Origin of the sequence: Pseudomonas fluorescens (assembly GCF_012974785.1) — a bacterium.
In the GTDB taxonomy this organism is placed as follows: Bacteria; Pseudomonadota; Gammaproteobacteria; order Pseudomonadales; family Pseudomonadaceae; genus Aquipseudomonas; species Aquipseudomonas fluorescens_BT.
Genome location: NZ_CP027561.1, coordinates 399,863 through 422,592, shown reverse-complemented (window position 1 = coordinate 422,592; position 22,730 = coordinate 399,863). Strand labels below are relative to the sequence as shown.

Below are 22,730 nucleotides of genomic sequence, written 5' to 3'. Positions count from 1 at the left end.
CTGCGTTTAGAGGACTTGGCGCAGGAACGCCTGGGCTCGCGGATCCTTCGGCGCATCGAAGAATTCGGCCGGTGAGGCATCTTCCAGCAGTTTGCCGTGATCGAAGAACAGCACCCGATCCGCCACTTCCCGGGCAAAGCCCATTTCGTGGGTCACGCAGACCATGGTCATGCCTTCCACAGCCAGGTTCTTCATCACGTCCAGCACTTCACCGACCATTTCCGGATCGAGGGCCGAGGTCGGTTCATCGAACAGCATGACCTTCGGATCCATCGCCAGCGCCCGGGCGATCGCCACGCGCTGCTGCTGCCCGCCGGACAGACGCGAAGGGTATTCGCGGGCCTTCTGCGCAATACCGACTTTCTCCAGCAGCGCCAGGGCCTTGGCTTCGCTTTCTTTCTGGCCGCGCTTGCGCACGACTTTCTGCGCCAGACAGAGATTTTCCAGCACGGTCATGTGCGGGAACAGGTTGAAGTGCTGGAACACCATGCCGACTTCGCGGCGGTAGGCGTTGACGTCGGTTTTCGGGTCGGCCAGCTGCAGGCCGTCGATGCTCACCGAACCGGAATCGAATTCTTCCAGACCATTGAGACAACGCAGGAAGGTCGACTTGCCGGAACCGGACGGGCCGAGCACCACCAGCACTTCGCCCTTGGCCACGTTCGTACTGACGTGATCCACCGCGCGCACTACCTGGCCGCGGGTGTCGAAGACTTTTACCAGATCGCGGACTTCAATCACTTTGCGCGAGCCTCCGCTCGAGCCGGCTGGCGATTTTCGACAGCGGCAGGTTGATCAACAGGTACAGGCCGGCAACGCAGAACAGGATTTCGAATGGCGAAAACGACGTGGTGATGACTTCACGGCCGCTTTTCAGCAGCTCAGTGATGGCGATCACCGACACCAGCGAGGTGTCCTTCACCAGGCTGATGAACTGCCCGGCCAGCGGCGGCAGCACGCGCTTGAACGCTTGCGGCAGCACCACGTGGCGCATCGACTGGCCAGCGCTCAAACCCAGCGAGCGGGCCGCTTCATTCTGCCCACGGGCAATCGACTGCACACCGGAACGGATGATTTCTGCCACGTAGGCGCCGGTGAACAGCGACAGCGCGGCGATCCCGGCGAACTCCCGGGACAGGTTCATCACCGTGCCGATGAAGAAATAGAAAATGAAGATCTGCACCAGCAGCGGCGTACCGCGCACCAGCTCGACATAGATCGTCGACAGGTCGCGCAGGGTCGGGTTGCTCGACAACCGGCACAATCCGGTCGCCAGACCGATCAGCAGTCCCAGCACGCCGGACACCGCCGACAGCCAAAGCGTTGTCCACAGGCCCCACAGCAGCGGACCCGCCGCCCAATGCCGGGTCACGCCCACGACGTCGCCTTCGGCCACATCGTCGCCCTGAGCGAATTGCAGGCTGTTTTCGTCGACGGTCAGATGCTGCTCGTCACCGGCATCGTTGCGCAGGGTGACCTGCGCGCTGCCGCCCTTGCGCACCAGTTCGCTGACGGTGGAAATGTCGGTCGCGCGCTGGGTTTCCTCGGCCTGGTAGGCGAAGTACTGCGGCACGCGGTTCCAGCGCCATTCGTAGGACATCAGCGACGTGGCGTAATACAGCGCGCCAGCCAGGCCGACCAGCACCAGCACAGTCAGCACGTGCCAGGGCCATTGGGCTTTTTTCTGTTTCATGGGTTTAGCGAAATCCGAAAGTTGTGTCGCCGGGGAGGCCGCCTTCGCGGGCAAGTCGAATCGTCGTACCGCCGCTCCCACAGGGAACGCATTCCAATGTGGGAGCGGGCTTGCTCGCGAATGGGGCGACTCGGTCTATATGACCGAGTTATTCCATGTCCTTGAGCCACTCGGTGCTCTTGAACCACTTGTCATGGATGCGATCGTAGGTGCCGTCTTCGTGGATCTGGTGCAGGAAGTTGTTGATGAAGTTGAGGCTGTCGTAGTCACCCTTCTTCAGGCCGAAGGCCAGTGGCTCGTAGGTGAACGGCTTGTCGAGGAACACCAGTTTGCCGGCACCGACCTTGTTCACGGCAACGACGTTGTACGGGGCGTCGTAGATGAAGGCGTCAGCCTTGCCGTTGACCACGTCGAGCACGGCTTCCTGCTCGTTGTCGTAGCCGTGGTACTTGGCCTTGGCGATCAACTTCTTGGCGACCATCTCGCCGGTGGTGCCGAGCTTGGAGGTGATGCGGTAGTCGGCGGTGTTCAGGTCTTTATAAGACTTGATGGTGCCTTCCAGCTCCTTGCGGATCAGCAGGGTCTGGCCGACCACGATGAACGGTTCGCTGAAGTTCAGGCGCAGGTTGCGTTCCTGGGTCAGGGTCATGCCGCTGCCGATCATGTCGAACTTGTCGGTCATCAGCGCCGGGATAATGCCGTCGTAACCGGTCGAAACCAGCTCCAGCTTGACGCCCATGGCCTTGGTCATGGCTTTGAGGATGTCGACTTCGAAGCCGATGATTTCGCCGCGCTTGTTGGTCATCTCGAACGGCATGTAGGTCGGGTCCATGCCGACTTTCAAGGTGCCGCGCTTGACCGCGTCATCGATTGCGCCGGCCTGCGCCGCATTGACTGCAACCAGTGCCGTGACGCCGACCAGCAGCATCGACAGATACTTCTTCATCTTCAAGTCCCCAAAACCATTGCGTTTGCGGCGCGAAAACCGACAGAGATGGACAAAATTGTCCGGGGGCGCCAATTCGGGGACGGATGCTAACGCACTCGATTTTTTGCACAAGGTTTAATGGACGATTTGTTTAACAATCAAGGGCCGGGCCGAGAGGCTCCTTTATCGAGATCAAAAAAAACCCCGCTTTCGCGGGGTTTCTTCATCAGGCCGGTTGCGCCTGCAAGCTCACAGGCTTGAGCGGCAGCAGCGGCGCATGGGGGTCGGCTTTCACCGAAGCCCGCCAGGCGTCCAGCCACTCGGCGTGACCTTCGGCCCACACCTGCTCGTGCAAACGGGCCAGGGCGACCGGATCGCTCAGCAGTTGCAGGCGATCATGGTTGTTCAGCCCGGCCGGGCCAACCTTGATCGCGTGACGCACACGCTCCTGACGCAGCCATTCGATCGGCTCGGCCTCACCGTGACGCGAAGTCGCCAGCGAGCACGCCAGGGCGTTCTGCTGCGGATCGACCACGGCGCGGACGAAGCCGTCGTTCAGCGCGTGCCAGCGGTTTTCGTGGGTGTACTGATCAGTGGCCAGCAGCGCCTGTGGCGGATTGTATTCCTCGGGGATGAGGAACAGGCTCTCGTCACGGGATTTGAGGCCCAGCCCCACACGGCTGGAAATCACCGACACCGGAATCGACAGCATCAGCGAACCGACGATCGGCACCAGCCACCACAGGAAGCTCGGGTTCAGCCAGATCACCAGCAGCGCCCAGAAGAAGCCCAGTAGCGTCTGCGGACCGTGGCGCTTGACCGCCTCGCTCCATGGCGTGGAGTCGTCGTCACGCTGCGGCGAGTTCCAGGTCGCAGCCCAGCCGAGGAACGCGGCCAGGACAAAACGGGTGTGGAAAATCATCCGCACCGGCGCCAGCAGCATGGAGAACAGCATCTCCAGCAGCATCGACAGGGTCACCTTGAACTTGCCGCCGAACTCTTTCGCACCCTTGGCCCAGATCAGGATGATGCTCAACAGTTTCGGCAGGAACAGCAGCACGATGGTCGTCGAGAACAGCGCGATCGCCTTGTCCGGGTGCCATTGCGGCCACAGCGGATAGAGCTGACGCGGTTCGAGGAAGTACTGCGGCTCCATCAGCGTGTTCACCGCCAGCAGCGCGGTGGACAGCACGAGGAAGAAGAACCACAGCGGCGCCGACAGGTAAGACATCACGCCGGTCAGGAACACCGCGCGGTGCACCGGGTGCATGCCTTTGACCAGGAACAGACGGAAGTTCATCAGGTTGCCGTGGCACCAGCGACGGTCACGCTTGAGTTCGTCGAGCAGGTTCGGTGGCAGTTCTTCGTAGCTGCCCGGCAGATCGTAGGCAATCCACACGCCCCAGCCGGCACGGCGCATCAGCGCGGCTTCAACGAAGTCGTGAGAGAGGATCGCACCGGAGAACGCCCCCTTGCCTGGCAACGGCGCCAGGGCGCAGTGGTCGATGAACGGCTTCATGCGGATGATCGCGTTGTGACCCCAGTAGTGGGATTCACCCAGTTGCCAGAAGTGCAGGCCGGCGGTGAATAGCGGACCGTACACACGAGTGGCGAACTGCTGCATGCGTGCATACAGCGTGTCCATGCCCGAAGCACGCGGCGCGGTCTGAATAATGCCGGCGTCCGGAGTGGCCTCCATCAGGCGCACCAGACTGGTCAGGCACTCGCCGCTCATCACCGAGTCGGCGTCGAGCACGACCATGTACTTGTAATCACCGCCCCAGCGACGGCAGAAGTCGTCGAGGTTGCCGCTCTTGCGTTTGACGCGGCGACGGCGGCGGCGATAGAAGATCTTGCCGAAGCCCTTGGCTTCACGGCAGACGTCCAGCCAGGCCTGCTGCTCAGCAACACAGATGTCGGTGTCGTTACTGTCGCTGAGGACGAAGAAGTCGAAACGATCCAGGTCACCGGTAGCGGCGACCGACTCGAAGGTCGCACGCAGACCGGCGAACACTCGCGGCACGTCTTCGTTGCAGATCGGCATCACCAGTGCGGTGCGCGCATCTTTCGGAATCGGTTCGTTGCCAGCGCTTTTACCGGAGATCCGGTATTTATCGTGACCGGTGAGCAATTCGAGGAAGCCCATCAGCGCGGTCCAGAAACCGGCCGACACCCAGCAGAACAGAATCCCGAACATGATCAGGATGCTGGTCTGCAGCGCATACGGCAGCACTTGTGTGGCGGTCTGCAGCAGCGGTTGATGCAGGACTTCTTCCAGATCGACGAACGACCAGCCCTGGTACGGCATGATGCCTTTCATGTACCAGCCGGCGACGATGGTCTGGCCGAGCATCAGGATCAGCAGGATGTAGCGACGGATCGAACCGACGGTGCGCCAGCGTGCGGCCGGCAGCACGTTCTGGTCCTTCGGCGGCTGCGGCGGGTTGGTCCGGCCGGTCATACGACGCCAGCCACGCACCAGGATATTGGTGCGCCACGGCTCCGGCACGACCTTGGTCCGACGGATCGGCGGCGTAGCCTTGAGGCTGACCCGGCCACTGGCATCGAGCACCAGCATTTCCGCGTCTTCCAGCTCTTCGGCGGTGCTCAGGGTCAGGCGCTTGCCGACCGAAGCCTGGGCGGCTTCGGTCGGCGCGTCGAACGTCGAGGACGACAGGCGTTGATGCAATTCGCTGAAGGACTGGCAGCCCGCGAGTTCCGCGCGCTGTTCGTCGGTCATCGGCAGATGCGCCAGATACTCGGACAGAGTCTCTGGCTGTACTTGAGAATTACTCATCGGCAGGCAACTGATAGCTCCAGGTCTCGGTCAGGACTTCTTCAGTCGAGGCCGGTTCCGGTGTGGCTGGGGCCGCGTCCGCAGCCGCTGGCTGCTTGGCGTCTTTGTTGGCCTTGTCCTTGGCGTCTGTCGCTGGCTTGGCGTCGGCCTGTTTGGCTTCGGCGGCCTTGGCTTCCTTGTCGGCTTTCTCTTGCTGCTTGGCGGCGATCTTGTCGGCCTTCGCAACCGAGGAATTGGAAGCCGGCAGCGAGGTCTTGGCCAGATCGGCCGGGACGATGTTCTGCACCAGTGCGGCACGCATCTCGGTCGACTTGCTCGCGTCCTTGATCTTCATCCGCAGGGTCAGGCGCCAGCCCTTGGTTTCAGGGTTGTAGCGCACGCTGTTTTCGACCAGTTCGGCGTTGTCGCCGACGCTGACCTGGCTGCGAACGTCCGCATCCGGGGCCAGGGCCGCCAGAGACGGGCCTTCGAAGTCGACCAGATAGGCAACGCTGCCATCCGGCTGACGGATCAGGTTCGATTGCTTGACGTCACCGGTCGAACGCAGGGTCTGCTTGACCCAGGCGCTGTCCGGCGCGTGAATCGCCGGTTCGTCCATGGTCCAGTGCATGCGATAGGCGAAGTCCAGCGGCTTGCCTGGCTCCGGCAGTTTTTCCGGGTTCCAGAACGCAACGATGTTGTCGTTGGTTTCGTCGGCGGTCGGGATCTCGACCAGATCGACGGTACCTTTGCCCCAGTCACCCTTCGGCTCGATCCAGGCGCTTGGACGCTTGTCGTAGCGGTCATCGAGATCTTCGTAGTGGCTGAAGTCACGGCCACGTTGCAGCAGACCGAAACCACGCGGGTTTTCGACGCTGAACTGGCTCACGGCCAGATGTTTAGGGTTGTTCAGAGGGCGCCAGATCCATTCGCCGTTGCCGGCATGGATCGACAGACCGCTGGAGTCGTGCAGTTCACGACGGTAGTTGAGCACTTTCGACGGCTGGTTGGCGCCGAACAGGAACATGCTGGTCAGCGGCGCGATGCCGAGCTTGCCGACCTTGTCACGCAGGTACATCTGGCCCTTGACGTCAACGATGGTGTCGCTGCCCGGACGCAGGATCAGGCGGTAGGCGCCGGTCGCACGTGGCGAATCCAGCAGGGCGAAGATCACCAGATGCTTGTCACCCGGCTTCGGCTGTTGAATCCAGAACTCGCGAAAACGCGGGAATTCTTCGCCGGACGGCAAAGCGGTATCGATCGCCAGGCCACGGGCCGACAGACCGTAGGTGTGACCCTTGCCGACAACGCGGAAGTAGCTCGCGCCCAGCATGGTCATGATTTCGTCTTGCTTGTCAGCCTTGTTGATCGGGTACAGCACACGGAAACCGGCGTAGCCCAGCTGTTCGGTGGCCTTGGGATCGAACTGCAGATCGCCGAAATCGAAACGGCTCGGATCGTATTTGATCTCTTCGACGGTGTTCGCGGTGATTTCGTTGATTTTCACCGGCGTATCGAAGTGCATGCCCTGATGGTAGAAGGACAGCTTGAACGGGGTCTTCTGGTCGGCCCATTCGGCTTTTTCGGTGCGGAAACGAATCTTCTGATAGTCCGCGAACTTCATCTCACGGAATTCGTTCGGCAGGTTGCTGCGCGGGGCTTCGAACTTCTGCCCGGCCAGCTCTTTGGCCTTGGCCGACACATCGTCAAGATTGAATGCCCAAAGCTGGCCGGCGCTGAGCAGGCAGAGAACTGCCGAGCCCGCTACCAGAGCGCTGCGCAAGCGTTTGGCAGACAATTTTGCTGCATAACAGGGACTAACAATCACGAGCAACCCTCGCCGAAAACAGATCAATAAACCAACGGCCAGATGAAGCGCCTGTGAGGTATTCGGTACAAAAATAACCGACCTTGCAGGACACCCTTGCCAAGTTGGCGAGCATTGTTCCGACTCCGCTGGGTCGAAATGATTCCCCAATCGGATCCGGACAAGTCTCTACCTAAGTCAAAATGGACCAACGAACGCTGATCCCCGTAGCGCGCGATTATCTAGTAGCCCGCGTGACAACGCATCAGGGGTAACAAAGTATTTATCGCGAAAATTCCCTGTTTTCAGTCGAAAAGCCCTTAAAAACGTGTTTCAAGCACTTTCATGTCTGTAACAGGAAGGTTACCGGGCCGTCATTGACCAGGTGAACCTGCATATCCGCGCCGAATCTACCTGATGCCACAGTGCCATGCATCTGTTTCGCTTTGCTGAATAGATAGTCGAACAATTCCTCGCCCAGCGCCGGAGGGGCGGCGGTCGAGAAACTCGGACGCAACCCGCTTCTGGTGTCGGCAGCCAGGGTGAACTGAGAGACCAGCAGCAGCCCGCCGCCCACATCCGCCAAAGACAGATTCATCTTGCCTACGGCGTCACCGAATACTCGATAGTTAAGCAGTTTATGCAGAAGTTTGTCGGCGCTGGCCTGCGTGTCGTCGGGTTCGACCGCCACCAGCACCAGCAATCCCTGATCGACGCTGCCGACCACCTCCCCCGCCACTTCGACTCGCGCGCCTTTCACGCGCTGCAATAGCCCCTTCATGCTTCTTCGGGCGGCAGGTCGAGCAGGCGCCGGGCCATGTTGCTGGCGGCGCGTACCAGCGCATCGGTGATACCCGGTTCCGAGGCCGCGTGACCGGCATCGCGGATCACCTGCAGCTCGCTGTTCGGCCAGGCCTGATGCAGTTCCCAGGCATTGTCGAGCGGGCAGATCACGTCGTAGCGGCCGTGGATGATCACGCCGGGCAGATGGGCGATCTTGCCCATGTCGCGGATCAACTGGTTCGGTTCCAGGAAAGCGTTATTGGTGAAGTAGTGGCATTCGATCCGCGCGATCGACAAGGCACGCTGCGGCTCGGAGAACCGGTCGACCACCAGCGGGTTCGGGCGCAGGGTCGCGGTGCGCCCTTCCCAGGTCGACCAGGCCTTGGCCGCGTGCATCTGGGCGATCTGATCGTTGCCGGTCAGGCGTTTGTGGAAAGCGCTGAGCAGGTCGTCGCGCTCATCCAGCGGGATCGGCGCGAGGTAGTCCTGCCAGTAATCGGGGAACAGACGGCTGGCCCCGGCCTGGTAGAACCATTCGATTTCCTGCGGGCGGCAGAGAAAGATCCCACGCAGGATCAGACCATGCACGCGCTCCGGGTGAGTTTGCGCGTAGGCCAGCGCCAGGGTCGAACCCCAGGAACCGCCGAACAGCACCCATTTGTCGATGCCCAGGTGTTTGCGGATACGCTCGAGGTCTTCGACCAGATCCCAGGTGGTGTTGTTTTCCAGGCTGGCGTGGGGGGTGGAACGTCCGCAGCCACGCTGGTCGAAGGTGACGATGCGATACAGATTCGGATCGAAGTAGCGGCGACTCTGGGCATCACACCCCGCGCCCGGGCCACCATGGATGAAGACCACCGGCAAACCTTCCGGTGAACCGCTTTCGTCGACGTACAGCGTATGGGTGTCATCGACGGCCAGATCGTGCCGTGCGTGAGGTTTGATCTGCGGAAACAAAGTCTGCATTGCGCGCTCCGTAAGGGGTAGAGGTCATCCCTGGGGGGACTTCTATTATTCTGCCGTCCGGCATCATAAACCCGATTTACGTCAATGAGCATGCCCGCGCGCTGTCACATTTTGTCAGTCATGAACCCCAGCAGGTTCTCAAAGAGACGATCGACCTCGGCGACCTGATGCCGCGCCCGCAGGCAACCGTGAACCAGCCCTTCGCCGTAGTACAGCGCCGCGTCGACGCCCGCCGCGTTAAGCCGTTCGGCGTAGCACACGCCGTCGTCACGCAGCGGATCGAACTGCGCCACGGCAATCCAGGCCGGGGGCAAACCACTGAAGTCATCGGCCAGCAACGGCATCGCATAAGCATTCGGATTCGCGGTGCCGCGCAGGTACAAGGCGTGATAACAATCGACATCGCTGCTGGCGAGCAGCGGCGCATCGGCGCATTCGCTGCGCGACGGTAACTCTGTGTCGCCTCCCAGCCCCGGATAGATCAAGACCTGCGCGCCCGGCAGCGGCTGGCCGGCATCGCGCAAGGCCAGGCACAACGCCGCCGCCAGATTGCCGCCTGCGCTGTCGCCGGCTACCAGCATCCGCTCGGCGTCGAACCAGAACGGCCCGCTGCGCAACGCGCGCCACACGGTCAGGCAATCCTCGAAACCGGCCGGGAACGGATGCTCCGGCGCCAGCCGGTAATCCACCGCCACCACCATTGCCCCGAGCGAGATGGACAGTTCACAGCAGATGAAGTCATGGGAATCCAGCCCGCCGACCACCCAACCGCCGCCGTGCAGATACAACACGCACGGCCAGCCACTGACCGATGGCCGGACGGGCGGGCGATACGAACGCACCGCCACCCCGCTCAACTGGAAATCCACCACCTCCAGACCCGCCGGTCGCTCGGGCGCGAAGGCCCGGCACATGTCGTCATAGGATTTGCGCAAACCCGCGAGGCTGCCGTCATCACTGGCGAAGCTTTCGGTTCTGGCGACAAACGCCGCCATCGCCGGTGAAAGTGGATAAGTGCTCATCAGTTTTTCAGGCTGGCCTGGACTGTGGCCACGCCGTCCTTGCCGTCAAAACTGCTGACACCCGCCAGCCAGCGTTGCAAGTCTTCGGGATGCTCACGCAGCCAGGTTTTCGCCACTTCCTGAGGTGTCTTGCGCTCCATGATCGGCACCATCAACTGGCTTTCCTGGGCGGCGGTGAAGGTCAGGTTTTCCAGCAGTCGATGGACGTTCGGGCAGCGCTCGGCGTAGTCCGGCGCGGTGACGGTGGAAACGGTGGCGGCGCCTTCGTTGGGGCCGTAAACGTCTTCGCTGCCGGTCAGGTAGGTGATTTTCATGTTGATGTTCATCGGATGCGGGGTCCAGCCGACGAACACCACGAATTCCTTGCGGTTCACCGCCCGCTGCACGGCGGCGAGCATGCCGGCCTCACCGGATTCGATGATCTTGAAGTCCTTCAGGCCGAAATGGTTGGTCTCGATCATGGTCTTGATCGTGGTGTTGGCGCCGCTGCCGGGCTCGATACCGTAGATCTTGCCGCCGAGCTGATCCTTGAATTTCGCGATGTCGCCGAAGGTTTTCAGCCCCGCCGCCGCAACATAGTCCGGCACTGCCAGCGTGGCCTGGGCATCGGCCAGGCTTGGCTTGTCCATCACCTTGACCTGATTGGCGGCGAGGAACGGCGCGATGTTCTTGTCCATCGCCGGTTTCCAATAGCCGAGGAAAATATCCAGACGCTTGTCGCGGATGCCGGCAAAGATGATTTGCTGCACGGCGCTGGTCTGCTTGCTCTCGTAGCCCAGGCCGTTGAGCAGCACGTCGGCCATGCCGCTGGTGGCGATCACGTCGGTCCAGTTGACCACGCCCATGCGCACGGTTTTGCAGGATGCATCGTCGGAAGCCATGGCGCCGGCGCTGAGCAGCGCACTGCCGGTCAGGATTAACGCACAACGAGTGAACAGTTTTTTCATGTGGGATCGTCTCGTGCGGCAGCGGTTTATTGTTCGGATCGGTGTCTTCTTGCACCGTGGCCAAAACATTACGCAGTAGGCGAGACGGAAAAGCGAACTGTGGCGACCGGGATTTGCACGGTGGCGACTGTCGGCCCCTTACTTGTGATCACCAAAAACTGTGGGAGCGAGCCTGCTCGCTCCCACAGGGGGAACCTTATGCGCTGTAGTGGGATTTGCCCCAGGCGAGCAGCCCTTGCAGCAACTCCTTGAGCACCACCCGCGTCGGCTCCGCCAGATCGGCGCGGTAGCGGAACGGTTCGAACTCTTCCATGTAGGTGCACTGGCCCAGTTCCAGCTGCACGGCGTGGATGTTCTCGGCCGGGTTGCCGTAGTGACGGGTGATGTGGCCGCCCTTGAAGCGTCCGTTCAGCACATGGCTGTAATCGCCATGGCGGGCACAGATCGCCTCCAGTTGCGTGGCCAGTTGTGGATCGCAACTGGCGCCGTTGAAGGTGCCGAGATTGAAGTCCGGCAGCTTGCCGTCGAACAAGTGCGGGATCACCGAACGGATCGAGTGCGCATCGAACAGCAGCGCGTAACCGAACTCGGCCTTCAGCCGCGCCAGCTCTTCCTGCAAGGTGCGGTGGTACGGCGTCCAGATCTGCTCCAGATAGGTCGCACGCTCTTGTTTCGACGGCTCCTGGCCTTCCTTGAACAACGGAATGCCATCGAACAGCGTCGCCGGGTACAGGCCGGTGGTGGCGCCGGCGTACAGCGGTTTGTCGTCTGACGGCCGGTTCAGGTCGATGACGAACCGCGAGTACTCGGCCGCCAGGGTGCTGGCGCCCAGTTCGGCGGCAAAGTCGTAGAGCTGCGGAATATGCCAGTCGGTGTCCGGCAGGCTTTTCGCGTCCGGGATCAATCCGGCCTCGACCGCCGGAGTCAGGCGCACACCGGCGTGAGGCATGCTGATCAGCAGCGGCACGCGACCTTGTTTGAAGTTCAGAACCTTATCCACAACCACTCTCCTACAGACTTGATTCAACGCCGTGACGCACGACGCGTTTGTCCAGTTCACCACCCAGCCAGTACGCCAGATCCGCCGGCCGGTCGATCTGCCAGGCGACAAAATCCGCGACCTTGCCGGCTTCCAGCGAACCGTGGGTCTCGGCCATGCCCAGGGCTTGCGCCGCGTGAATCGTGGCGCCGGCCAGCGCCTCTTCCGGGGTCATGCGGAAACAGGTGCAGGCCATATTCAGCATCAGGCGCAACGACAGCGCCGGCGAAGTGCCGGGGTTGAGGTCGCTGGCGATGGCGATTTTCACCTTGTGTTTGCGCAGGGCTTCCATCGGCGGCAACTGGGTTTCGCGCAGGAAGTAGAACGCGCCCGGCAACAACACCGCGACGGTGTCGGATTCGGCCATGGCGATGGCGTCGGCTTCGTCCATGAACTCCAGGTGATCGGCGGACAATGCGTGATAACGCGCGGCCAGGCTGGAGCCGTGCAGCGACGACAATTGCTCGGCATGCAGCTTCACCGGCAGACCGAGTTTTTGCGCGGCGATGAACACCCGCTCGACTTGCTCCGGGGAGAACGCCAGGTATTCGCAAAACGCATCCACCGCGTCCACCAGACCTTCGGCGGCCAGGGCGGGGAGCATCTCGGCGCAGATGTGATCGATGTAGTCGTCGGCGCGATCCTTGTATTCCGGCGGCAAGGCATGGGCGGCCAGGCAGGTGCTGCGCACGCTGATCGGCAACTCGGCGGCGAGACGACGGATGACCCGCAGGATCTTGCGCTCGCTGGCCAGATCGAGGCCGTAGCCGGATTTCATTTCGACCGTGGTCACGCCATCACGCATCAGGCTTTTCAGGCGTTTGGCGGCGCTGGCGAACAGTTCGTCTTCCGACGCTTCACGCGTGGCGCGCACGGTGCTGGCGATGCCGCCGCCGGCGGCTGCGATCTCGGCGTAGCTGACGCCTTGCAGGCGTTTCTCGAACTCACCGCTGCGGTTGCCACCGAACACGGTGTGGGTGTGGCAGTCGATCAGGCCGGGGGTGACCCACGCGCCTTGCAGATCATTGACCGCCGGATATTCGCCGGACGGCAATTGGCTGCGCGGGCCGATCCACTCGATAAGTGCGCCGGACGTCACGATGGCCGCATCCTCGATGATCGAGTAGACGCCTTGCGCCATGGTTGCGACGTGGCAGTGTTGCCAGAGGGTTTTCATCCCTAGTCTCCACAGTATTCGTAATCGAATCGCCAGCAGGCTGGCTCCCACAGGTTGCGCGGTGCTCTTGTGGGAGCCAGCCTGCTGGCGATGAGTGCATCACAGGCTCGGCAGCAACTTAGCCGGAACCAGCTCAGTCAGAACCCGCGAAGCCAGCAATTCGGTCGCCGCATTGATGTCCGGTGCGAAGAAACGGTCCTTCTCGTAGAACGGCACTTCGCGACGCAGAATGCCCCGGGCTTTTTCCAGTTTGCTCGAGGTCTTCAGGCCGTTGCGCAGGTCCAGCCCCTGCACCGCCGCCAGCCATTCCACCGCGAGAATCCCGCGCGTGTTCTCGGCCATCTCCCACAGGCGCTTGCCGGCGGCCGGGGCCATCGACACGTGGTCTTCCTGGTTGGCGGAGGTCGGCAGGCTGTCCACCGAATGCGGATGGGACAGCGCCTTGTTCTCGCTGGCCAGGGCCGCAGCGGTCACCTGGGCGATCATGAAGCCGGAGTTCACGCCACCGTTGGCGACGAGGAACGGCGGCAGTTGCGACATGTGCTTGTCCATCATCAGCGAGATGCGGCGCTCGCTGAGGGAGCCGATTTCGGCGATGGCCAAAGCCATGTTGTCAGCCGCCATGGCCACCGGTTCGGCGTGGAAGTTGCCACCGGAAATCACGTCGCCTTCGGCCGCGAACACCAACGGGTTGTCGGACACGGCGTTGGCCTCGATGACCAGCACCTCGGCGGCCTGACGGAACTGGGTCAGGCACGCGCCCATGACTTGTGGCTGGCAACGCAGCGAGTACGGGTCCTGGACCTTTTCGCAGTTCTGGTGCGAGTCGGAGACTTCGCTGCGCTCGCCCAGCAGATCGCGATAAGCGGCGGCGGTGTCGATCTGCCCTTTCTGGCCACGGGCGGCGTGGATACGGGCATCGAACGGCGAGCGCGAGCCCAATACCGCTTCAACTGTAAGCCCGCCCAGCGCCAGCGCGCCGGCGAACAGGTCTTCACCTTCGAACAGACCGCGCAAAGCGAATGCGGTAGAAACCTGCGTGCCGTTGAGCAGCGCCAGACCTTCTTTGGCCGCCAGCGTCAGCGGGGCCAGACCGGCGACTTTCAGCGCCTCGGTCGCTTCCATCCACTCGCCCTTGTAGCGCGCCTTGCCTTCGCCCAGCAGCACCAGCGACATGTGCGCCAGCGGTGCCAGGTCGCCGGAAGCACCGACCGAACCTTTCAACGGAATGTGCGGATAAACCTCGGCGTTGATCAGCGCAATCAGCGCGTCGATCACCACGCGACGGATCCCGGAGAAACCACGGCTGAGGCTGTTGACCTTGAGCACCATGATCAGGCGCACCAGCTCATCGCTGATCGGCTGGCCGACGCCGGCGGCGTGGGACAACACCAGCGAACGCTGCAGGTTTTCCAGGTCTTCGCTGGCGATGCGGGTCGAGGCCAGCAGGCCGAAACCGGTGTTGATGCCGTAGGCGGTGCGGTTCTCGGCGAGGATCTGCTCGACGCAGGCGACGCTGGCTTCGATCTGGGCGCTGGCGCTGTTGTCGAGGGTCAGTTTGACCGAGTTCTGATAGATGTCACGCAGTTGGGACAGGCTCAGTTGGCCCGGGATCAGGTTCAGCGCAGTCATTTTGTGCTCCTTTTGAGAGTTTATTGTTAACTCGCCAGACGCTCCGGAGATGTCCGTTGTCCGTCGCGTCTGCCCTTTTGGGGAGCCGCGCCTTGGCACGCTGGCGTGGGTAGTTTTCAGTGCAAATTCGGTAAGGCGTTGTGCAACAGGTTCGAGTCTTTCAGAACACTTGCAGCAGCGGCGATATCCGGCGCCAGCCAACGGTCCTGATCGTAGGCCGGGACCTTCTCGCGCAGCAGTCGCCACGCCACATCGGTGCCCGCGCCGAAGCGCTGGTCCTTGAGAAATTCAAAAGCCTGGGCCGCCAGCAGGTACTCGATGGCGAGGATCTGCGTGCAGTTTTCCAGCGCACGGTGCAGCTTCAGCGCGGCGTTGGTGCCCATGCTCAAATGGTCTTCCTGCAGGCCCGAAGTGACGTAGTTGTCGAGCACCGCCGGTTGCGCCAACTGGCGGTTTTCCGCACACAGCGACGCGGCGACGTATTGCACGATCATCATCCCGGAGTTCACCCCCGGGTTGGCAACCAGAAACGCTGGCAGACCACTGACGTGCGGGTTGATCAGACGATCCAGACGTCGCTCGGCAATCGAGCCGATTTCGGCCATCGCAATCGCCAGCAAGTCCGCCGCGAGCGCCACCGATTGCCCGTGCGGGTTGGCCTGGGACATCACCCGGAAGTCGTCCGGCGTGCCCAGCAGCAACGGGTTGTCGGTGCAGCCGTTGAGTTCGGTTTCGATCTGTTTGATCGCGTGCTCCAGTTGATCGCGTGCGGCGCCATGCACCTGCGGGATCGAGCGGATGCTCAAGGCATCCTGAGTGCGAATGCCTTTGCTCTTCGCGATCACTTCACTGCCATCGAGCAGCGCCCGTAGATTGACGCCGACCTGTTGCATGCCCGGGTGCGGCTTGAGCGCGATGATCTCGGCATCGAATGCGGCGATCTGGCCGCGCTGGGCTTCGAAGCTCATGGCGCCGATCACGTCCGCCCATTGCAGCAGACGCGTGGCGTCGGCAATCGCCAGGCAACCGAGGCCGGTCATGCACGGCGTGCCATTGACCAGACACAAACCGTCCTTCGCCCCGAGCTGCACCGGTTGCAGGCCCTCTTCGGTCAGCGCCTGCTGTGCGGACACCACTTGCCCGCGATAGCTGACATTGCCCACGCCCAGCAGCGCGATGCCGACGTGGGCCATGTGGGTCAGATAACCCACCGAACCCTGGGACGGCACCTGCGGGGTGATACCGCGATTGAGCAGCGCCAGCAGCGCTTCGACCACCCGGCGATGAATGCCGGACTTGCCGTGGCTGTAGTTGCGGATCGCGGCGCACATGATGGCGCGGGTCTGCTCGTCAGCCAGTACCGGGCCGACGCCGCAGGCATGGCTGAGCAAGGTGTTACGCGACAACTGGCTGAGCTGTTCGCCCTGCAGCGAAACGTTGGACAGACCGCCCAACCCGGTGTTGACGCCATAGGCGCGTTCGCCGCTGGCGACGATGCGCTGGACGATGCCCTGGGCGTTTTCAATGCGCGCCCAGGTCTGGGCCGACAGCTCGAGCGGCGCGCCGTGACGGGCGACTGCGACCACATCCTGCCAACGCATCGGGGCGTCGGCGATAACGATTTTTTCAGCCTGGGACATCTAAAACCTCATCCGAACATTGATGCAGCTTTGCCGACGCTTTCGGGGCCGGCCCAGCCAACACAACTTAAACCACCGCCGCCCGCCGCTGCACGAAGCGGTCGACATACTCGTCCGCCGGCGAGTGCAGGATCTCTTTCGGCGTACCGACCTGGATCAGGCGACCGTCCTTGAGGATCGCGATGCGGTTGCCGATGCGCACGGCCTCGTCGAGGTCGTGGGTGATGAAGACGATGGTCTTGTGCAGGGTCTTTTGCAGCTCCAGCAACTGGTCCTGCATCTCGGCGCGGATCAGAGGGTCGAGGGCGCTGAACGCTTCGTCCATCAGGATGATGTCGGTGTCCGCCGCCAGGGCGCGGGCCAGGCCGACACGCTGGCGCATGCCGCCGGAGAGCTGGTGCGGGTATTTGTTTTCGTAGCCCTTGAGGCCCACGGTGTTGATCCAGTGCAGCGCGCGTTCGGCGCACAGCTGCTTGCTCTCGCCGCGCACTTTCAGGCCGTAGGCGACGTTGTCGAGCACGGTCTTGTGCGGCAGCAGGCCGAAGCTCTGGAACACCATGCTGATCTTGTGCCGACGAAATTCGCGCAAGGCGTCCATGTCGTATTGCAGGATGTCCACGCCGTCCACCAGGATCGCGCCGCTGGTCGGGTCGATCAGGCGGTTGAAGTGGCGTACCAGTGTCGATTTGCCGGATCCGGACAGGCCCATGATCACGAAGATCTCGCCGGTGCCGATGCTCAGGGACAAGTCGTTGACCCCGACCACACAACCGGTTTCGTTCAGCACCTGCTCCTTGGTCTTGCCCTGGCCGACCATGGCCAGCGCATCCTTGGAACGGTTACCGAAAATCTTGAAGACGTTTTTGACTTCGATCTTGCTCACGGTTGCGTTGTTCATTTGCTCACCTCATGCCGTGGCCGACCATACGCCTGGGTAATGCGGTCGATGACCACTGCGAGAATCACGATCGCCAGACCGGCTTCCAGGCCGCGTCCGACGTTGAGGGTCTGAATGCCGACCAGTACATCTTCACCCAGGCCACGGGCGCCGATCATCGAGGCGATCACCACCATCGACAGAGCCATCATGGTGGTCTGGTTGATCCCGGCCATGATGCTCGGCAGGGCCAGCGGCAATTGCACGCCGAACAGTTGCTGCCAGCGGTTGGCACCAAAGGCGTTGATCGCTTCCATCACTTCGCCGTCGACCTGGCGGATGCCCAGATCGGTCAGGCGGATCAGCGGCGGCGCGGCGTAGATCACGGTGGCGAAAATCGCCGGCACCTTGCCCAGGCCGAACAGCATCAGCACCGGAATCAGGTACACGAAGCTGGGCATCGTCTGCATGATGTCGAGCAGCGGCATCAGGAACGAACGCAGGCGATTGCTGCGCGCCGAGAGAATCCCCAGCGGCACCCCGATCAGCACCGAAATGACCGTGGCGACCATCATCAGCGCCAGTGTCTGCATCAATTTGTCCCACAGGCCGACGGCGCCGACCAGGAACAGCAGACCGACGATCACGGCGGTGGTCACGACTTTGCGGGTGGCGTGCCAGGCAACGCCTGCAACGATGGCCAGCATCAGCCACCACGGTGCAGCGCGTAACAGGCCTTCAAGGTTGACGATGGCCCACAGCAGGGTGTCGGAGATGTGGCGGAACACGTCACCGTAGTTGGTGACCAGTGCATCGACCCAACCGTTGACCCAGTCGGCGATGGAAAACGTAAAGCGTTCGGGAAACATAAGAGACTCTCAATCAAGGGGTTGCGATCAAGCGTCCGACTGCCGTTGCCGGCAGCCGGTGAAGCTCGACCTACAAGGCCGCGTCGATTTTCTTGGCTGCGTCGTCGCTCACCCATTTGTGCCAGACTTCAGGATGTTCCTTGAGGAAGATTTTCGCCAGTTTCGGCGACTCGATCCGCTCCTTGGTCATGCGACCCAGGTTCTGGTTCAGCAGATCGATCGGCAGGTTGACCTTTTCCAGCACGGCCACCAGCTCCGGGGCTTGCTCGTGGAAGGCCTTGGACAGGCCGACCTTGATGGTCACGCGCTTGTCGACGCCCGGTTTCTCTTCCAGTTTGACGGCGTCGATCTGGCCCATCAGCGGGGTTGGCGACCAGTAGTAGAACAGGATCGGCTCGCCACGCTTGTAGCTCGACAGCACCGCAGCATCCAGCGCCGGGCCGGTGCCCGGGCGGAAGTTGGTGTAGCTGTTTTCCAGGCCGTAGCTTTTCAGCATTTCGCTGTTGTCCAGCTCGCAGGTCCAGCCGGCCGGACAGTTGTAGAAGCGGCCCTTGGACGGTTCTTCGGCATCCTTGAAGATCGCCGAGTATTTGCCCAGGTCAGCGATGTTTTTCAGGTCTGGCGCCTTGGCTTCGATCTTGCGCTTGGCGTCGCCTTCGATCACGTAGCGCGGCACATACCAGCCTTCAACCGCACCGACGACCGGCGCGCCGACACCGACGACCTTGCCGGCCTTCTCGGCCTTGTTCCAGACCTCGCTGCGGCCGACCCACTCTTCGGCGAACACTTGAATATCGTTGCTGCTCAGCGCGTTTTCCATGGTGATGGAGTTGCCTGGCAGGCTGTCGGTCTTGCAGTCGTAACCTTTCTCCAGCACGACCTGCAGTACGTCGGTGAGCAACATCGCGCTTTCCCAGTTCAAACCGGCGAATTTCACTGGTTTGCCGGACTCGCACCAACCGGCGGCCTGGGTGGCACCGGCACTGGCCAGCAGGCCCATGGACAGCAATGTGGTCAGCAGGGTCTTGTTCGATTTCATTGTTGTGACGCTCCTAATCATGAATTGGCTTACGGCAGTTCAAGAGGCATCCAGCCCTGTCCACGTCCAGATCAGGCCTGTGCCGCAGCGCGGCCGGTCCCGTTTGCTTCAGGTTGTACAACGCTGTTCTGCTCGACCGGCAGAATCAGGTGATCGGGCACGCTGCCGTGCCATTTCATTGCGCACAGGTAGTAAAGCGCAGCGGGCAGCACCAGACCGATGATCCACGAGATATCCACATCCCCCAGCGCGGCAACCAGCGGACCGGTATAGAACTTGGTGGAGATGAACGGCAGCTGCACCAGCACACCGAACACGTAGACGCTGATCCCGAGAATGTTCCAGCGACCGTAGCGACCGTTCGGATCCGCCAGCGCCGGTACGTCATAGCGCTCGCGAGTGATGCAGTAGTAGTCCACCAGGTTGATCGCGCTCCACGGCGTGAAGAACGCCAGCAGGAACAGGATGAAAGACTTGAACGCCCCGAGGAACGAGTGCTGGCCGAGCAGCGCCATCAGAGTCGCCGCTCCAACGATGACCAGCACGAACACCAGACGCTGCATGCGCGTTACTTTCAGGTCACCACGGAAACCGCTGATGATGGTCGCGATGCACATGAAGCTGCCGTAGGAGTTCAGCGTCGAGATGGTCACCTTGCCGAACGCGATGCTGAAATACAGCAGCGCAGCGGTGGCACCGGTGCCGCCCAGACCGACGATGTAAGCCACTTCATGGCCGGCAAACTGGCCGTTGGCCGAAGCCGCCGCGAACACACCGAGAATCATCGCTACCTGCGCGCCGATTACCGAACCGGCACCGGCGGCGAAAAAGGTTTTCACCGAGGAAACCTTGCTCGGCAGGTAACGCGAGTAGTCCGCCACGTAAGGGCCGAAGGCGATCTGCCAGGACGCTGCGAGCGACACCGCCAGCAGGAAACTGCTCCAGCTGAAGTGGCGAATTTGCAGGAGTGCGCCGACGTCCACCTGACTCATCAGACGGCTGAACAGATAAACAAAAGCAATCACGCCAATGACACTGGCGATACGACCGATCCAGTGGATCACCCGATAGCCGAGCACCGTGACCACCACGATGACGCTGGCGAAAAGCAGGATGCCGACGGTGTCACTGACACCAAACAGCTGGCCCAGCGCCTGACCGGACAGCACAGTCCCGGTGGCGGTGAAGCCCAGGTACATCAGGCACACCAGCACGATCGGGATGGCTGCGCCGTAAACCCCGAACTGCACACGGCTTGAGATCATCTGCGGCAGGCCCAGCTTCGGACCCTGCGCCGCGTGCAACGCCATGACGCCGCCGCCTAGCAGTTGACCGATCAACAGACCGATCAGCGACCAGAACACATCGCCGCCCAGCACCACGGCCAGGGCCCCGGTGACAATCGCAGTGATTTGCAGGTTGGCACCCATCCACAGGGTGAACTGACTGAATAGACGACCGTGTCTTTCCGCTTCCGGGATGTAGTCGATCGAACGCCTTTCGATCAACGGTTTACTGCCTGCACGATCGGTGTTGCCCGCCATGATTCAACCTCTGTGGATTGTTCTGGGTTGTGTTGCTGTATTGGCTTGAGCGGGAGCGAGCGCGCTCGCTCCCGCCGTTTTTTATTTGCCGGTGATCATCGGCAGGTTCAGCCCCTGCTCCTTGGCGCAGTCGATGGCGATCTGGTAACCGGCGTCGGCGTGACGCATCACACCGGTACCCGGGTCGTTGTGCAGCACGCGAGCGATACGCTCGGCCGCCTCGTCCGTACCGTCGCAGACGATCACCATGCCCGAGTGTTGCGAGAAGCCCATGCCGACGCCGCCACCGTGGTGCAGCGACACCCAGGTCGCGCCGCTGGCGGTGTTGAGCAAAGCGTTGAGCAGTGGCCAGTCGGAGACGGCATCCGAGCCGTCCTGCATCGATTCGGTTTCGCGGTTCGGGCTGGACACCGAGCCCGAATCGAGGTGGTCGCGACCGATCACGATCGGTGCCGACAGCTCGCCGCGACGGACCATTTCGTTGAACGCCAGACCCAGCTTGGCGCGCTGGCCCAGGCCGACCCAGCAGATCCGCGCCGGCAGACCCTGGAAGCTGATGCGCTCGCGAGCCATGTCCAGCCAGTTGTGCAGGTGGGCGTCGTCCGGGATCAGTTCTTTGACTTTGGCGTCGGTCTTGTAGATATCCTGCGGATCACCCGACAGCGCCGCCCAGCGGAACGGGCCGATGCCACGGCAGAACAGCGGACGGATATAAGCCGGCACGAAACCCGGGAAATCGAAGGCGTTTTCCACGCCCTCTTCCTGGGCCATCTGACGGATGTTGTTGCCGTAGTCGAAGGTCGGGATGCCTTGCTTCTGGAAATCCAGCATGGCTTTGACGTGCACGGCCATCGACTGCTTGGCAGCCTTGATCACCGCCGCCGGTTCGGTCTTGGCGCGGGCGCGGTATTCTTCCCAGGTCCAGCCGGCCGGCAGGTAGCCATTGAGCGGGTCGTGGGCGCTGGTCTGGTCGGTGACCATGTCCGGGCGCACGCCACGACGGACCAGCTCCGGAAGGATTTCGGCGGCGTTGCCGAGCAGCGCGATGGAGATCGCCTTGCCTTCTTTTGTGTACTTTTCAATGCGCGCCAGGGCGTCGTCGAGGTCTTTGGCCTGTTCGTCGACGTAACGGCTTTTCAGGCGGAAATCGATGCTCACCTGCTGGCATTCGATGTTCAGCGAGCAGGCTCCGGCCAATGTGGCAGCCAGCGGCTGGGCGCCGCCCATGCCGCCGAGGCCGGCGGTCAGAACCCAGCGGCCCTTCAGGTTGGAATCGTAATGCTGGCGACCGGCCTCAACGAAAGTTTCGTAAGTGCCCTGGACGATGCCCTGGCTGCCGATGTAGATCCAGCTGCCGGCGGTCATCTGGCCGTACATCGCCAAACCTTTCGCGTCGAGTTCGTTGAAGTGTTCCCAGGTCGCCCAGTGCGGTACCAGGTTGGAGTTGGCGATCAGCACGCGCGGCGCATTGCTGTGGGTCTTGAACACGCCGACCGGTTTGCCGGACTGCACCAGCAGGGTCTCGTCGTCGTTCAGGTTGGTCAGGCTCTCGACGATCTTGTCGTAGCACTCCCAGTTGCGCGCGGCGCGGCCGATGCCACCGTAAACCACCAGCTCTTTCGGGTTCTCGGCCACTTCCGGGTCGAGGTTGTTCATCAGCATGCGCAGCGGCGCTTCGGTCAGCCAGCTCTTGGCGGTCAGCTTGTTGCCGCGGGCGGCGCGGATCTCAACATCACGTCTCTTTGTATAAACGGCAGTTGTAGGCTTATTGTCAGTCACGAAAAAGACTCCTCAGCGATCAATTCAAACCAACCCTGGCGGTGGGCAAGCGGCTTGTGCGCTTCAATGCGCGACAAGCGAATCAGTGGACGCTGCGGAGAACCTCTAACGACTCATACGCATACGTCTTTACTTGTACATACAAGCATATGCAATCGAGCGGCCAACTTGTTGGAGGGCTGTTCAACAAAAATGCCGGACACGACTGGAGG

At 61.9% G+C, this 22,730-nt stretch carries 18 protein-coding genes; all 18 read right to left on the bottom strand.

Features of this window, described 5'->3' with window-relative positions:
• Window positions 1-6: 6 nt before the first annotated feature.
• Window positions 7-741 (bottom strand): amino acid ABC transporter ATP-binding protein, encoded by a 735-nt coding sequence (locus tag C6Y56_RS01860; protein ID WP_169428488.1) that lies wholly within the window; start codon window positions 739-741, stop codon window positions 7-9.
• Window positions 734-1,693 carry an amino acid ABC transporter permease gene (locus C6Y56_RS01855; RefSeq protein WP_169428487.1) on the bottom strand — a complete coding sequence of 320 codons (960 nt, stop codon included), beginning with the start codon at window positions 1,691-1,693 and terminating at the stop codon, window positions 734-736. Before C6Y56_RS01855 ends, C6Y56_RS01860 begins: the two co-directional genes overlap by 8 nt.
• Before the next feature lie 148 nt (window positions 1,694-1,841).
• The gene (locus C6Y56_RS01850; RefSeq protein WP_169428486.1) at window positions 1,842-2,639 is read right to left on the bottom strand and encodes a transporter substrate-binding domain-containing protein; all 798 of its coding nucleotides are present in this window, start codon (window positions 2,637-2,639) and stop codon (window positions 1,842-1,844) included.
• Window positions 2,640-2,847: 208 nt separating this feature from the next.
• A complete protein-coding gene (gene mdoH, locus C6Y56_RS01845; RefSeq protein ID WP_169428485.1) occupies window positions 2,848-5,418 on the bottom strand; it encodes a glucans biosynthesis glucosyltransferase MdoH in 2,571 nt (856 codons plus the stop codon).
• A complete protein-coding gene (locus tag C6Y56_RS01840) occupies window positions 5,411-7,225 on the bottom strand; it encodes a glucan biosynthesis protein G (protein WP_169428484.1) in 1,815 nt (604 codons plus the stop codon). Before C6Y56_RS01840 ends, mdoH begins: the two co-directional genes overlap by 8 nt.
• 322 nt (window positions 7,226-7,547) lie before the next feature.
• Window positions 7,548-7,985, bottom strand: a complete 438-nt coding sequence (dtd, locus tag C6Y56_RS01835) for a D-aminoacyl-tRNA deacylase (protein ID WP_169428483.1) — start codon at window positions 7,983-7,985, stop codon at window positions 7,548-7,550.
• A complete protein-coding gene (gene pip / locus C6Y56_RS01830) occupies window positions 7,982-8,953 on the bottom strand; it encodes a prolyl aminopeptidase (RefSeq protein WP_169428482.1) in 972 nt (323 codons plus the stop codon). Before pip ends, dtd begins: the two co-directional genes overlap by 4 nt.
• 104 nt (window positions 8,954-9,057) lie before the next feature.
• Window positions 9,058-9,975 (bottom strand): alpha/beta hydrolase, encoded by a 918-nt coding sequence (locus C6Y56_RS01825; RefSeq protein WP_169428481.1) that lies wholly within the window; start codon window positions 9,973-9,975, stop codon window positions 9,058-9,060.
• Window positions 9,975-10,922 carry a choline ABC transporter substrate-binding protein gene (locus C6Y56_RS01820; RefSeq protein ID WP_041475116.1) on the bottom strand — a complete coding sequence of 316 codons (948 nt, stop codon included), beginning with the start codon at window positions 10,920-10,922 and terminating at the stop codon, window positions 9,975-9,977. The genes C6Y56_RS01825 and C6Y56_RS01820 overlap by 1 nt, the downstream gene beginning before the upstream one ends.
• A gap of 196 nt (window positions 10,923-11,118) precedes the next feature.
• Window positions 11,119-11,922 (bottom strand): N-formylglutamate deformylase, encoded by an 804-nt coding sequence (gene hutG / locus C6Y56_RS01815; protein ID WP_169428480.1) that lies wholly within the window; start codon window positions 11,920-11,922, stop codon window positions 11,119-11,121.
• A 10-nt stretch (window positions 11,923-11,932) separates the two neighbouring features.
• Window positions 11,933-13,138 carry an imidazolonepropionase gene (gene hutI, locus C6Y56_RS01810; protein WP_169428479.1) on the bottom strand — a complete coding sequence of 402 codons (1,206 nt, stop codon included), beginning with the start codon at window positions 13,136-13,138 and terminating at the stop codon, window positions 11,933-11,935.
• 99 nt (window positions 13,139-13,237) lie between these two features.
• The gene (hutH, locus tag C6Y56_RS01805; RefSeq protein ID WP_169428478.1) at window positions 13,238-14,770 is read right to left on the bottom strand and encodes a histidine ammonia-lyase; all 1,533 of its coding nucleotides are present in this window, start codon (window positions 14,768-14,770) and stop codon (window positions 13,238-13,240) included.
• Between the two features lie 116 nt (window positions 14,771-14,886).
• Window positions 14,887-16,410 carry a histidine ammonia-lyase gene (hutH, locus tag C6Y56_RS01800; protein WP_169428477.1) on the bottom strand — a complete coding sequence of 508 codons (1,524 nt, stop codon included), beginning with the start codon at window positions 16,408-16,410 and terminating at the stop codon, window positions 14,887-14,889.
• Between the two features lie 67 nt (window positions 16,411-16,477).
• A complete protein-coding gene (locus C6Y56_RS01795) occupies window positions 16,478-17,308 on the bottom strand; it encodes a quaternary amine ABC transporter ATP-binding protein (protein ID WP_169428476.1) in 831 nt (276 codons plus the stop codon).
• A complete protein-coding gene (locus tag C6Y56_RS01790; protein ID WP_085711027.1) occupies window positions 17,305-18,156 on the bottom strand; it encodes an ABC transporter permease in 852 nt (283 codons plus the stop codon). Before C6Y56_RS01790 ends, C6Y56_RS01795 begins: the two co-directional genes overlap by 4 nt.
• Before the next feature lie 70 nt (window positions 18,157-18,226).
• Complete coding sequence (locus tag C6Y56_RS01785; RefSeq protein ID WP_169428475.1) at window positions 18,227-19,195, bottom strand: ABC transporter substrate-binding protein; 969 nt, start codon at window positions 19,193-19,195, stop codon at window positions 18,227-18,229.
• 71 nt (window positions 19,196-19,266) lie between these two features.
• Window positions 19,267-20,739 carry a purine-cytosine permease family protein gene (locus C6Y56_RS01780; protein ID WP_169428474.1) on the bottom strand — a complete coding sequence of 491 codons (1,473 nt, stop codon included), beginning with the start codon at window positions 20,737-20,739 and terminating at the stop codon, window positions 19,267-19,269.
• An 81-nt stretch (window positions 20,740-20,820) separates the two neighbouring features.
• Window positions 20,821-22,518 carry a urocanate hydratase gene (hutU, locus tag C6Y56_RS01775; RefSeq protein ID WP_169428473.1) on the bottom strand — a complete coding sequence of 566 codons (1,698 nt, stop codon included), beginning with the start codon at window positions 22,516-22,518 and terminating at the stop codon, window positions 20,821-20,823.
• Window positions 22,519-22,730: the final 212 nt, after the last annotated feature.